Source organism: Pseudomonas sp. SHLD1, assembly GCF_028640935.1.
In the GTDB taxonomy this organism is placed as follows: domain Bacteria; phylum Pseudomonadota; class Gammaproteobacteria; order Pseudomonadales; family Pseudomonadaceae; genus Chryseomonas; species Chryseomonas aestiva.
This window is the reverse complement of sequence record NZ_JAQZAD010000013.1, coordinates 146,472-158,351: the sequence shown is the minus strand read 5'-3', so window position 1 is coordinate 158,351 and position 11,880 is coordinate 146,472. Positions and strand designations below refer to the sequence as shown.

Sequence of the window (11,880 nt, the reverse complement as noted above, 5' to 3'; positions counted from 1 at the left end):
CCGCTGCGGGTCGCACGATGCACCAAACCCAGGCACGTAGGCGTGCACGTGCACCGCAACGTCTCCGTCATGAGCCTAAGACGGTGCGCCAGGCGGAAAGTGCGATGATTGATAGGCGGAGCGGTTACCAGAGATGAGACAGGCACCCCGTCTGGGATGCCGCCTCGGGACGTGCAGGATCAGGCAGAGCTGCGGCTGACTTCCTGGGTGACGCCCCACCCATCGAGCTGACCGCCAAGAGGCGCCACCACCGCTTCGAGATCACTTTCGAAATCATCGATGGTGGCGTGGGTGGCGAACATCACCTTGCTGACCTGCAGATGCCAGCCCCCCTCTTCATGAGGCACCACCTGAGCGTTGAGGGATTCGCCGTGAAACTGGTCCGCAGCGATGCGGGCCTTGCCTTCATCGGCGAAGATGGCGAAGAAGTCGATAGGATGGAAGCGGGCGAAATCGAAGCCGCCCTCCTTCATCCGCTGCAGCAGGTTCAAGCTCACATCATCGGCAAACGACAAGGACATAGGACTTCCCTCCTCTGGTTCGGATGATCGTCTCGCTGGACGTCGCTACCGACGCCTGGCGAGTCGCGGCTGAGAACTCGAACGGTGCAGCGACCGTCAGGGCTTACGCCTTGCCGATGGCCTCCAGCACGTATCGAGGTAGAGCAAAGGCTGCAGCATGCAGCTCCGGAGTGTAATAACGGGTCTGGATGCCTGTATCACTGTAGCGCTGCGCCAGGGTTTCGGCATTCTGCCGACGCAAGGTCGAGTCCTTGCTACCCCAGGCCAGGGTCATGACGCCCCCTATGTAGGTAGGCACCGCCGACAGATAAAAGTGCCAATCGGCGAACAGCCCGGACATGCGGCTGGCAGTGGTCTTGACCTCGTCCAGCTGCAGGAACGGAGTACCGTTCTGGGCCACCATCACGCCGCCGTCGTTCAGGCAGCGATGGCAGGCCTGGTAGAAGTTCTCCGAAAAGAGAACCTCGGCCGGTCCGATGGGATCGGTGGAGTCGGAGATGATGACGTCGTAGCGCTCGGTGGTAGTGGCGACGAAATTCATGCCGTCGTCGATCACCAGATTCAGCCGCGGGTCGTCGAAGGCGCCCGCCGAGTGACCGGGGAAATGCTCCTTGCACATCGCCACCACCGACCCATCGATCTCGACCATGGTGATGTGCTCGACACCCCGGTGCTTGGCCACTTCGCGCAGGATGCCGCCGTCGCCACCGCCGATGATCAGCACCCGCCTGGGCGCCGGATGGGCCAGCAGGGGCACGTGGGTGAGCATCTCGTGATAGATGAATTCGTCGGCCTCGGTGGTCTGGATGACGCCATCCAGGGCCATGACCTTGCCCAGCACGGCGTTCTGGAAGATCACCAGGTGCTGATGCTCGGTGCGCACCTCGTGCAGCATGCGCTCGACGGTGAATCGCTGACCGTAGCCGTCGTAGAGGGTTTCCAGGTAGTCGCTCATGTCGATCTCCGCAGGTGGCTGGCCGAGACAGACAATGCCCGGCCAAAAGCCGGGCATTGTAAGAGCTGGATGTGACAGGCTCCAGCGTTGTGCTGGCTAGCCCTTGTGCGTGGGCGCCGTGGCCGAGCGATTGCCGCGCGGTCCGGCGGCAGCCCAGGCGATCAGGCCGATCACCGGCAGCACGATGATGAGCACCGTCCAGCCGATCTTGGCGTTGCTGGTGCTGTCACTGCGGATGACGTTGACGATGGCCCAGATGTCGAGCAGGAAGACGATGAAGCCCAGTACACCGCCGATGGTGGAATTGATCATGTCGCGACTCCCGTTGCGAGGACATAGGTCTCGTCAATTGGGACTGGCGATGAGGGCGTCGAGTTCGGCCGGCTCGCTTGGCAGCGGTGCCGGCCGCGGGCTTCAGGCGAGTCTGGCCAGATCGATGTCGGCAAAGGACGCCACGCACGGATGATCGCCCAGCTGGCCACCGGCACGCACCAGCCCGCAGGTCGGCAGGCCCGCCTGGCGCGCGGCATCCAGCTCCTCCACTACGTCGGAGAGGAACAGCAGCTCCGCCGGCACGTGGGTGGTGGCCGAGGCGATGCGCGCATAGGACGCGGCTTCGCGCTTGCCGCCGGTCAGGGTATCGAAATACCCGGAAAACAAAGGCGTGAGATCGCCATGCTCGGAGCAGCCGAAGATCAGCTTCTGCGCCTGGATCGATCCCGAGGAATAGACGTACAGCGGCAGTCCGGCCGCGTGCCACTGGCGCAGGGCCTGGACGGCGTCGGGATAGACGTGGCCCTGGAGGGTGCCGGCGCGATAGCCCTGCTCCCATACCTGACCCTGCAGCGCCTTGAGCGGTGTGGCCTTGCGGTCGGTGGCGATCCATTCCAGCAGGATGGCGATCACCCGCGCCACGTCGGCGTCCAGCTCGCCGGCTTCGGCGCGCACGGCATCGAGTTGCTCGGCCCCCGCCAGCTCTCCGGCATTGGCGCGCACATAGTCTGGCAGGTGCGCGCGGGCATAGGGAAAGAGCACGTCGAAGACGAAGCTGACGGCGCTGGTGGTGCCTTCGATATCGGTGAGGATGGCCTTGATCGTCACGCCTCGACCTCCAGGCGCGGGAAGCGCTGGGCGATGTCGACGCCGGTGAAGTGGGCGACCCAGCCATCGGGATTGTCGAACAGGCGGATGGCGACAAAGGACGGCGACTCGCTCATGTCGAACCAGTGCGGGGTGCCGGCCGGCACCGAGATGAGGTCGTCCCTCTCGCAGAGCACGGCATAGACCTGGTCGTCGATGTGCAGGGTGAAGAGGCCCTGGCCGGCGACGAAGAAGCGCACCTCGTCCTCGTTGTGGCGATGTTCTTCGAGGAACTTGGCGCGCAGCGCCTCCTTCTGCGGATGCTCGGGATGCATGCTGATGACGTCGACGGTCTGGTAGCCACGCTCCTGGATGAGGCGATCGATTTCCGGTCGGTAGGCGGCGATCACCTCCTCCTGGCTGGCGCCCGGCGCCACCGGGGCGGTGGCCTGCCAGCGCTCGAAACGCACCCCGACCTCGGCCAGGGTGGCGGCGATGTGCTCGCCATCGCTGATCACCTTCAGCGGCTGGCGCGGTTCGGCATCGTGGTAGACGGTCAGTCGGCTCATGGACGCAGGCTCCGGGTCTTGAGTTCGCATTCGAAGAGGAATTCGAAGGCTTCCACGTGGCGCAGGGCATCAGCCATGCGCGGGCCCCAAGTATAGAGGCCGTGCCCGCGGATCAGGTACCCCACGCAGTCAGGATGCACGTCCAGCCAGGTCTGCACCTGATCGGCCAGGCGCGGGATGTCCTGGTCGTTGTCGAACACCGGGATCTCCACTCGCACGTCGTGGGTGGTGACGCCATGCAGGGCCTTCTGCAGCTCGTAGCCGTCCAGCAGCAGGCGATCGCCTTCGAGCTGGCGCGAGAGCACCGTCGAATTCACCGAGTGGGTGTGCAGTACGGCGCCGATTTCCGGCTGCCAGCGATAGAGCTGGGTGTGCAGCGCGGTCTCGGCCGAAGGCTTCTTGTCCTCCAGCGGCGTGCCGTCGAGATCGGTGGCGAGGACGTCGTCCAGCTCCAGCTGACCCTTGTGCTTGCCGAAGACGGTCAGCAGCAGGCGACTGTCGGACAGCCGTACCGAATAGTTGCTGCTGGTGGCCGGCGACCAGCCGCGGCCATAGAGGAAGCGACCGGCGTCGATGATTTCCCGGGCCAGTTGCTCACGCTGCTGGATCATGGAGGGTTCTCCTAACGGACAAGAGGATGAGGAAGGCGCCTGCCAGTGCTGCCAGGGAGGCGCCGGCAAAGGCGGCAAGGGCGCCGGATACCTGCCAGGCATAGCCAGCATACAGCGCGCCCAACGCACCGCCAGCCCCGGAAAGCGCCGCGTAGAGCGATTGGGCCTGGCCCTGGCGGCGGCGGTCGAAATGGGATTGGACGAACTGAATGGCGGCGGCGTGGAAGCAGGCGAAGGTGGCCGCATGCAGGAGCTGGGCGAATAGCAGCACTGGCAACTGGTCGGCCAGGGCGCCCAGGAGCAGCCAGCGCCCGGCAGCGATCAGAAAGGCGCCGACCAGCAGGGCGTTGAGCGAAAGTCGTGCCAGCAGTTGCGGCATCACCAGGAAGATCAGCACCTCGGTGATCACCCCTAGGGACCAGAGCTGGCCGATGACGCCGCGGCCATAGCCAAGGGCTTCCAGGTGCAGGGTGAAGACCGTGTAGTAAGGGCCATGGGACAGCTGCATCAGCGCCGCGGCAGCGAAGAAGGCCAGCACCCGCGGCTGGCGCAGGGTGGTCAGGAAGGGCTCGGCCGGCGCCTCGGGGCGCTGGCCAGGATCCACCGCGACCCCGGGTACCGCCAACGAGGCGAGCAGGATGATCGCCATCACCAGCAGCAGATAGGCCGGATAGAGATCCAGGCTGACGTATTCGAAGGCCCAGCCAAGTCCGGCCACCGCGGCGATGAAGCCCACAGAGCCCCAGAGGCGGATGCGCGCATAGCGCTGCGGCTGGTCGCGCAAATGGGCCAGGGTGATGGCTTCGAACTGGGGCAGCACCGCATGCCAGAAGAAGGCGTGGCCGGCCATGATCAGCGCCAGCCAGGCGAAGCCCCGGCCGAGGTAGATACCGGAGAAGCACAGCAGGGTGCAGGCGGCGCCGAGGCGGACGATGCTCAGCCGGCGGCCGGTGCGATCGGCCAGCCAGCCCCAGAGATTGGGCGCCAGTACCCGCATCAGCATGGGAATGGCCACCAGCTGGCCGATGGCGGTGCCGGAAAAACCCAGGTGGTGGAAGTACAGCCCCAGGTAGGGCGCCGTGGCCCCCAGCAGCGCGAAGTAGGCGAAGTAGAAGCCCGACAGCCGCCAATAGGGAACCGGCATCGTCCGTCCGCTGATCAGAGTTGCGGCAGAATGGGCGTGTGCACTTTCACCTCGGCGTTCTGCGCGCGGTGGCGCAGCAGGTGATCCATCAGCACCAGGGCCATCATCGCCTCGGCAATGGGCGTGGCGCGAATGCCCACGCAGGGATCGTGGCGACCCTTGGTGATGATATCCACCGGATTGCCATGGACGTCGATGGAACGTCCCGAGGTGGTGATACTGGAGGTAGGCTTGAGCGCCAGGTGGGCGACGATAGGCTGGCCGGACGAGATGCCGCCCAGCACGCCACCGGCGTTGTTGGACAGGAAGCCCTCCGGGGTCAGCTCGTCACGGTGCTCGGTGCCGCGCTGGGCGACGCTGGCGAAGCCGGCGCCGATCTCGACGCCCTTCACCGCGTTGACACTCATCAGCGCATAGGCCAGCTCGGCGTCGAGACGGTCGAAGATCGGCTCGCCGAGGCCCGGGGGCACGCCGTCGGCGACCACGGTGATGCGCGCGCCCACCGAATCCTGATCGCGGCGCAGCTGATCCATGTAGGCCTCCAGCTCCGGTACCCGGTCCGGATCGGGGCTGAAAAAGGCGTTCTCTTCCACGCTGTCCCAGGTCTTGAAGGGGATCTCGATGGGGCCCAGCTGGCTCATATAGCCACGCACCCGGATGCCCTGGGTGGCCAGGTACTTCTTGGCGATGGCACCGGCCGCCACGCGCATGGCGGTTTCCCGCGCCGAGCTGCGACCGCCGCCGCGGTAGTCGCGCAGGCCGTACTTGTGGTGGTAGGCGTAGTCGGCATGGGCCGGGCGGAACAGGTCCTTGATCGCCGAGTAGTCCTTGGACTTCTGGTCGGTGTTGCGGATCAGCAGGCCGATGGGGGTACCGGTGGTGACGCCCTCGAAGACCCCGGAAAGGATCTCCACCTCGTCCGCTTCCTGGCGCTGGGTGGTATGGCGGCTGGTGCCGGGCTTGCGCCGATCCAGGTCACGCTGCAGGTCAGCGATGTCCAGGGGCAGTCCGGGTGGGCAACCGTCGACGATGGCGACCAGCGCCGGGCCATGGCTTTCGCCGGCGGTGGTGACGGTAAACAGCGTGCCGAGGGTATTGCCGGACATGCGAGGGCTCCGCGCTACGGGTGAAAGGTATAGATTCAAATTGGGAATGGGCGATTTTACACGCGCCGTGGTCTTTTACACGGATTGTGTGCGGGATAGGCCCCCACACCCCAGCTCTCCGGTGCCCTTCCTGCCATGCGTCTGCTGTTCTCCCTGTTGCTGTGCCTCGCCCTGCCCGCCCTCGCCACGGCGGCCGATCCCGTGCTCTATCGCCCCCTCCAGCTCGACACCGGCAGCGGGGTGCTCAAGGGCAGTCTGATCCTGCCGCGCAGCGAGCGTCCGCAACCGGTGGTGCTCTTCGTTTCCGGCTCGGGCCCCATCGATCGCAATGGCAACGCCCCCGGCGCCCGCAATGCCGCCCTGCAGCGTCTGGCCGAGGCCCTGGGCCGGCAGCGGATCGCCAGCGTGCGCTTCGACAAGCGCGGGGTGGCCGAGAGTCGCAGCGCCGAGCCGGACGAGAGTCGTCTCAGCGTGGAGCGCTATGTCGACGACCTGGTCGGCTGGATCCGGCTGCTGCGCGCCGATCCGCGCTTTTCCAAGGTGATTCTGCTCGGTCACAGCGAAGGCGCCCTGATCGCCAGCCTGGCCGCCGACCGGGTGCCGGTCGCCGGCGTGGTCACCCTGGCCGGCAGCGGCCGGCCCATCGACGTGGTGCTGCGCGAGCAGCTGGCCGGCAAGCTGTCGCCCGCCGGCCTGGCCAGCGCCCAGTGGATCATCGACCAGTTGCTGCGCGGCACGCCGGTGCCCGAGGTGCCGAAGGAATTGCTGGTGCTGTTCCGCCCCAGCGTCCAGCCCTATCTGATCTCGCTGTTCCGCCAGGACCCGGCCAAGGCCTTTGCCGGCATCCACGCCCCGGCGCTGATCGTCCAGGGTACCCATGACGTTCAGGTGGAGGTGGACGATGCCCGCGCCCTGCAGCGGGCCAATCCGGATGCCGAACTGGCGATCATTCCCGGCATGAACCACGTGCTGCGCATCGCGCCGGCGGACATCCAGGCGCAACTGCCCACCTACGACAACCCCAACCTGCCGCTGGCCCGCGCGCTGGTCGAGCGCGTGACCGCCTTCGTCGCGCGCTCAGGTTCCCCGCACCCTGGCCGATAAGCCGGCAAAGGCGCCCAGGAGGCGCGCCAGCTGGAGTCCGCCCGTGGAAACCCCCGATCAAGCATCGCCGGCCGTCGAAGCCGTCCCCAATGAGCCCCATCCCTGGGCCAGCCTGCCGCCCGAGCGCTTCCAGCTGCTGCGGCTGATGCCGCAGCCGGCGGATCGGCGGGTGGGCGTGCGCCCCCTGCGCTTCGTGCAACTCGGCCTGGTCGAGCGCCATGGCGACGAGGAAAGCCTGCTGCGACTGACGGTGCAGATTCCCGGTCAGCTGCTGCACCGCGAGGTGAACGTGCTGGAGGTCTGGGTCGACCATCGCCTTGGTGAAATCCGCCTGGGCCCCGAACGCGGCCTGCAGATCGAGCCGGAAGAGCGCGGCCTGGGCCGCTTCCTGCTGGCCCGGGCGGCTGCCTGGGCGCGCCTGCGCTGGAACCACTACCGGGTGCAGGACCTGCCCCTGGCGCGCCGCGACGCCCTCGACGAAGACAGCCGCAAACGCCGCGACCACGTGCTCGGCGCCCAGGGCTTCACCGTCGAAACCGCAGCGGACGACGAGCGTCAGCAGCTCTGCCGGGCAGCGCGGGTCAGCCAGCTGCGCGAGGACTGGAACGCCGACAAGGTCCAGCTGCTGTCGCTGCTGGACGGCGCCACCCTGCTGGAACAGTGCGATCGGGTGATCGACGAGCGCGATGCCAGCCTGCGCCAGCTGGAAGACCGCATCGCCCTCTACCGTCGTGACGACATCTCGCTGCGTTTCGCCATCGGCTGCCTGGCGGTGTTCTGCCTGTTCCAGGCCGCGCTGCTGATCTGGATGGCACTGCGCTGAGCGGGAAGAGGCTGCGCTAGGCCCCTTTCCCGATGACCTGTCGGCAGCGCCCAGACGCCACCCCTCGCCCGAGGCTTGCTCCCCCGGCGGACCCTGCTAACGTAGCCACCCGTTCGCATCCATCCGCTCGGAGTGTCCGCTGTTCATGGTCTCGCCTCTCCCGTTTCGCTCGCGCGCGCCGCTGCGCCTCGCCACGCTCGGCCTGCTGACCGCCCTCGCCGGCTGCCAGTACTTCGCCGAGGAGCCGTCGCCCCGCGGCCAGCCGCAACTCAAGGGCAGCCTGCCCCTGCGCGGCCTGGCGCAGACCGCCTCGGTGCGCCGCAATGCCGACGGCCAGTCGCTGATCGAGACCACCACCTTTCACGATGCCCTCTTCGCCCTCGGCTACGTTCACGCCAGCGAACGCCTGGCGCAGATGGTGGAGCTGCGCCTGCTGGCCCAGGGGCGACTGGCCGAGGCTTACGGTGAGAGCCGGCTGGACAGCGACAGATTCATGCGCGCCGTGGACCTGCGCAAGGCCGCCCAGGTGGCCTACGGCAACGCCTCGCCGCGGATGAAGACCTTCTTCGAGGTCTATGCCCGGGGGGTCAACGCCTACCTCTATCGCGCCGGTGAGCGGGTCGAGCTGGATGGCCACGACTACCGCGCCGAATACTGGAAAGCCGAAGACAGCGCCCTGCTCTTCGAACTGCTCAACTTCGCCCAGGCGGTGGACCTGCGCAAGGAGACCGCGGTGCTGGCCCTGGCCGCCCAGGTCGGTCCCGAGCGCCTGGCCTGGCTCTTGCCCACCTACCCCGACGAACCGCTGCCGGAAGAAGATACCGCCAAGTTGCGCGGCCTGAATCTGCGTGGCCAGTTGCCCGGGCTCGACGCCCTGCTGCAGGTCCAGCGGCAACTGGCGGCGCTCGCCCCCTTCGGCGGCCCCACCGGTACCGCCTGGGCCGCCACCCCGGGCCATACCCGCAGCGGTCGCAGCCTGCTCGGCGTCGACAAGGTCAGCGCCTTTGCCGGCCAATCGCCCTTCACCCTGGTGACCCTGAGGGCGCCGCGTTTCGAGGCCGTGGGCACCACCCTGCCCGGCCTGCCGCTGCTGCTCGACGGCTACAACGGCAAGCTGGCCTGGGGCGCCGCCACCCTGATGGGCGACAGCCAGGACCTCTACCTCGAACGCCTGCAGCGCCAGGGCGGTCGCCTGCAGGTGCAGAGTGGCGGGCAGTGGCAGCCGGCCGGCGAGCGGGTGGAGACCTTTTTCGTCCGCGGTGAAAAGCCGCGGCGCGAGACCCTCTACACCAGTCCGCGCGGTCCGCTGCTGAATCTGGCCCTGGCGCCGGACGCCAACGGCTACGGCCTGGCCCTGCGCAGCAGTCGCCTGGAAGCCGACAAGAGCCTGGATGCCCTCTTCGACCTCACCCGCGCCAAGGACGTGGAGCGCGCCTTCGAACTGGCTCGCGAGCTGCGCGCCAGCGACTGGAATCTGGTATTCGCCGATGCCGAGCATGTCGGCTGGCAGGTGACCGGCCGTTACCCCAATCGCCGCAGCGGCCTGGGGCTGCTGCCCTCGCCCGGCTGGGACGAGCGCTATGCCTGGGATGGCTACGCCGACCCCATGCTGCACCCCTATGACCAGGATCCGGCCCAGGGCTGGCTGGGCGCCGCCAACCAGCGCGTGGTGCCGCGCGGCTACGGCATGCAGCTGTCCAGCAACTGGTCGGGCCCCGAGCGCCAGGAGCGCCTGGCACAACTGGCCGGGCGCTCGGCGCGCCTCGACAGCCGCGACGCCATGGCCCTGCAGCAGGACCAGACCACCACCCTGGCCGCCAAGCTCAGGACCCAGCTCGACGCCCCCGGCTTCGCCGCACCGCTGCGCCAGGCCATTGCCGCCCTGCCGGCCACCCAGCGCCAACAGGCGGAAGAAGCCCTGCGGCGCCTGCTGGCCTTCGACGGTCGCCTGGCCGCCGGCTCCGCGGATGCGGCGCTCTACGAGGCCTTCTTGCAGGCCCTGGCCGAACAGACCTTCGCCGACGAGCTGGGTGGTACCAGAAGTCCGGCCTGGCAGGCCTTCACTACCCTGAGCGACACCAGCTACAACGCCATCGTCGATCATCTCCTGGCCCGCGACGACAGCCCCTATTGGGATGACGTCAGCACGCCTACCCGTGAAGACAAGCCGGCGATCTTCGCCCGCGCTCTGGCCGGGGCCGTCGAAACCTGCGAGACCAAGCTGGGCAGCAATCGCGCTGCCTGGCAATGGGGCCGCTTGCACCGCCTGGACGGCAATGCCAGTGGCGGCGACGGTTCGACCCTGGACCTGACCGCCAGCCACTGGGGCGGCGATGACCAGGCCTGGCTGGCGCCGGCGCTGCGCCTGGTGGTGGACTTCGGCCTGGCCGAGCCCCTGCAGGCGAGCCAGGCCGGCACCCCGGGCAAGGGCTGGAGCCGCGGCCAATACCAGAGCCTGCCGTTGCAGCCGCAGAATCTGGAGCGCGTCTATGGCCGTGACCGCCTGCTACTGATCCCGCAGAAGTAATCCTCCCCTGGCAACCCGTGACTTGGCGCGGGTTTTGCCCCTTCCCTCGCAGACCTCAGCCGGCGCCTCCTCCTCCCGCCGCGCCGCGGACCGCTGCAGAAGCGCTGTCCGGCAGGCGTCGTGGCCGTGGAAGCGCCCGGTGATGGTGCCGCGCCTGTCACCAAAATGGTGCAGGCCCTAGCCGAGACGTCCACAGCGGTGCACAAAGAGGTGCCTGGACGTCCGTCAGCCGCCGGAGACACCATGCCTGCCCAGCCTTCCCCCCACGCCGCGCATCTCTGGGTCGCGGGTTCGGATGCCCCGGAAAAGCCCGAGCTCAACCTGGGCTTCCTGCCGCTGAGCGATGCCGCCTCGCTGATCGTGGCGGCGACCCAGGGGTTTGGCGAACCCCATGGCCTGACACTCAATCTGCACCGCCAGCCCTCCTGGTCCGCGCTGCGCGACAACCTGCTCAATGGCCAGCTCGATGCCGCTCATTGCCTCTATGGCCTGGTCTATGGCGCCCAGCTGGGACTGGGCGGCGCTGCCGCGACGCCGATGGCGGTGCTCATGGGGCTGGCGCAGAACGGCCAGAGTCTCAATCTGGCGCGCAGCCTGGCCCTGGAAGGCGTGCAGGATACCGCCTCCCTGGTCGAGCGGATCCGCCGACCGGATGCCAGGCCCTTAACCCTGGCGCACACCTTTCCCACCGGCACCCATATCTTCTGGCTCTACTACTGGCTGGCCGCCCAGAGCATCCATCCCCTCAAGGACGTGCGTACCGCGCTGGTGCCGCCGCCGCAGATGCCCGAGCACCTGGCTGCCGGCCGGGTCGACGGCTTCTGCGTCGGCGAACCCTGGGGCGCTGCCGCCGTGGCGCGCGGCCAGGGCTTCACCCTGACCACCACCCAGGCGATCTGGCCGGACCACCCGGAAAAGGTGCTGGCCTGCACCGCCGCCTTCGCCGAGCGCTATCCCAACACCGCCCGGGCGCTGATCCGCACCCTGCTCGACGCCAGCCGCTTCATCGAGGAGAGTCGCGAGAACCGCCTGGGCACCGCCCAGCTGATCAGCGATGCCGCCTACGTGAACGCCGATCCAGCGCTGCTGGCCGGGCGCTTCCTCGGCCACTACGAAGATGGACTCGACCGCCGCTGGGAGGACGAGCATCCCCTGGCCTTCCATCGCCAGGGCGCGGTCAATCCGCCCTATCTCTCCGACGGCCTCTGGTTCCTTACCCAGTTCCGCCGCTGGGGCCTGCTGCGCGAGGACCCGGACTACCTGGCCGTGGCTCAGTCCGTGCAATGCACCGAGCTGTATCAGGAGGCCGCTACCGGCTTGGGCCTGGCGGTGCCGCCGACCCGGCGCAGCAGCACCCTGTTCGACGGTCGTATCTGGGACGGCAGCGATCCGGCCGGTTACGCCCGCAGCTTCGCCATTCACGCGCTCAGCGATCACTAG

The 11,880-nt window shown here is 67.9% G+C and carries 12 protein-coding genes; 4 read left to right on the top strand and 8 right to left on the bottom strand.

Annotation, left to right across the window (positions count from 1 at the left end; translation table 11 throughout):
* Window positions 1-179: 179 nt before the first annotated feature.
* From PVZ77_RS06215 to aroC, 8 genes are all read right to left on the bottom strand, one after another.
* Entirely contained in the window at window positions 180-521 is a 342-nt protein-coding gene (locus PVZ77_RS06215; RefSeq protein ID WP_273805944.1) for a ribonuclease E inhibitor RraB, read from the bottom strand.
* Between the two features lie 103 nt (window positions 522-624).
* Window positions 625-1,476, bottom strand: a complete 852-nt coding sequence (speE, locus tag PVZ77_RS06210; RefSeq protein ID WP_273805943.1) for a polyamine aminopropyltransferase — start codon at window positions 1,474-1,476, stop codon at window positions 625-627.
* Between the two features lie 96 nt (window positions 1,477-1,572).
* Window positions 1,573-1,785, bottom strand: a complete 213-nt coding sequence (locus PVZ77_RS06205; protein WP_026083979.1) for a PLD nuclease N-terminal domain-containing protein — start codon at window positions 1,783-1,785, stop codon at window positions 1,573-1,575.
* 105 nt (window positions 1,786-1,890) lie between these two features.
* A complete protein-coding gene (gene mtnC, locus PVZ77_RS06200; protein ID WP_273805942.1) occupies window positions 1,891-2,577 on the bottom strand; it encodes an acireductone synthase in 687 nt (228 codons plus the stop codon).
* Window positions 2,574-3,125, bottom strand: a complete 552-nt coding sequence (locus tag PVZ77_RS06195; protein ID WP_273805941.1) for a 1,2-dihydroxy-3-keto-5-methylthiopentene dioxygenase — start codon at window positions 3,123-3,125, stop codon at window positions 2,574-2,576. Before PVZ77_RS06195 ends, mtnC begins: the two co-directional genes overlap by 4 nt.
* Window positions 3,122-3,736 carry a methylthioribulose 1-phosphate dehydratase gene (locus PVZ77_RS06190; protein ID WP_273805940.1) on the bottom strand — a complete coding sequence of 205 codons (615 nt, stop codon included), beginning with the start codon at window positions 3,734-3,736 and terminating at the stop codon, window positions 3,122-3,124. Before PVZ77_RS06190 ends, PVZ77_RS06195 begins: the two co-directional genes overlap by 4 nt.
* Window positions 3,720-4,880 carry an MFS transporter gene (locus PVZ77_RS06185; RefSeq protein WP_273805939.1) on the bottom strand — a complete coding sequence of 387 codons (1,161 nt, stop codon included), beginning with the start codon at window positions 4,878-4,880 and terminating at the stop codon, window positions 3,720-3,722. The genes PVZ77_RS06190 and PVZ77_RS06185 overlap by 17 nt, the downstream gene beginning before the upstream one ends.
* A 14-nt stretch (window positions 4,881-4,894) precedes the next feature.
* Window positions 4,895-5,986 carry a chorismate synthase gene (aroC, locus tag PVZ77_RS06180; protein WP_273805938.1) on the bottom strand — a complete coding sequence of 364 codons (1,092 nt, stop codon included), beginning with the start codon at window positions 5,984-5,986 and terminating at the stop codon, window positions 4,895-4,897.
* 135 nt (window positions 5,987-6,121) lie between these two features.
* Between aroC and PVZ77_RS06175 the strand changes: the two genes are divergently transcribed.
* The 4 genes from PVZ77_RS06175 (at window position 6,122) to PVZ77_RS06160 (ending at window position 11,880) form a co-directional block, all read left to right on the top strand.
* Window positions 6,122-7,090, top strand: a complete 969-nt coding sequence (locus PVZ77_RS06175) for an alpha/beta hydrolase (RefSeq protein ID WP_273805937.1) — start codon at window positions 6,122-6,124, stop codon at window positions 7,088-7,090.
* A 43-nt stretch (window positions 7,091-7,133) separates the two neighbouring features.
* Window positions 7,134-7,913 (top strand): hypothetical protein, encoded by a 780-nt coding sequence (locus PVZ77_RS06170; protein ID WP_273805936.1) that lies wholly within the window; start codon window positions 7,134-7,136, stop codon window positions 7,911-7,913.
* A gap of 145 nt (window positions 7,914-8,058) precedes the next feature.
* The gene (locus PVZ77_RS06165) at window positions 8,059-10,440 is read left to right on the top strand and encodes a penicillin acylase family protein (protein ID WP_273805935.1); all 2,382 of its coding nucleotides are present in this window, start codon (window positions 8,059-8,061) and stop codon (window positions 10,438-10,440) included.
* Window positions 10,441-10,683: 243 nt separating this feature from the next.
* Window positions 10,684-11,880 carry a CmpA/NrtA family ABC transporter substrate-binding protein gene (locus tag PVZ77_RS06160; RefSeq protein WP_273805934.1) on the top strand — a complete coding sequence of 399 codons (1,197 nt, stop codon included), beginning with the start codon at window positions 10,684-10,686 and terminating at the stop codon, window positions 11,878-11,880.

What these genes read in the sequence shown, in the direction of transcription:
- PVZ77_RS06215 (WP_273805944.1), bottom strand. Translation starts at nt 521, where the DNA reads ATGTCCTTGTCGTTTGCCGATGATGTGAGCTTGAACCTGCTGCAGCGG.
- PVZ77_RS06160 (WP_273805934.1), top strand. Translation starts at nt 10,684, where the DNA reads ATGCCTGCCCAGCCTTCCCCCCACGCCGCGCATCTCTGGGTCGCGGGT.
- speE (WP_273805943.1), bottom strand. Translation starts at nt 1,476, where the DNA reads ATGAGCGACTACCTGGAAACCCTCTACGACGGCTACGGTCAGCGATTC.
- PVZ77_RS06185 (WP_273805939.1), bottom strand. Translation starts at nt 4,880, where the DNA reads ATGCCGGTTCCCTATTGGCGGCTGTCGGGCTTCTACTTCGCCTACTTC.
- PVZ77_RS06195 (WP_273805941.1), bottom strand. Translation starts at nt 3,125, where the DNA reads ATGAGCCGACTGACCGTCTACCACGATGCCGAACCGCGCCAGCCGCTG.
- aroC (WP_273805938.1), bottom strand. Translation starts at nt 5,986, where the DNA reads ATGTCCGGCAATACCCTCGGCACGCTGTTTACCGTCACCACCGCCGGC.
- PVZ77_RS06175 (WP_273805937.1), top strand. Translation starts at nt 6,122, where the DNA reads ATGCGTCTGCTGTTCTCCCTGTTGCTGTGCCTCGCCCTGCCCGCCCTC.
- PVZ77_RS06165 (WP_273805935.1), top strand. Translation starts at nt 8,059, where the DNA reads ATGGTCTCGCCTCTCCCGTTTCGCTCGCGCGCGCCGCTGCGCCTCGCC.
- PVZ77_RS06190 (WP_273805940.1), bottom strand. Translation starts at nt 3,736, where the DNA reads ATGATCCAGCAGCGTGAGCAACTGGCCCGGGAAATCATCGACGCCGGT.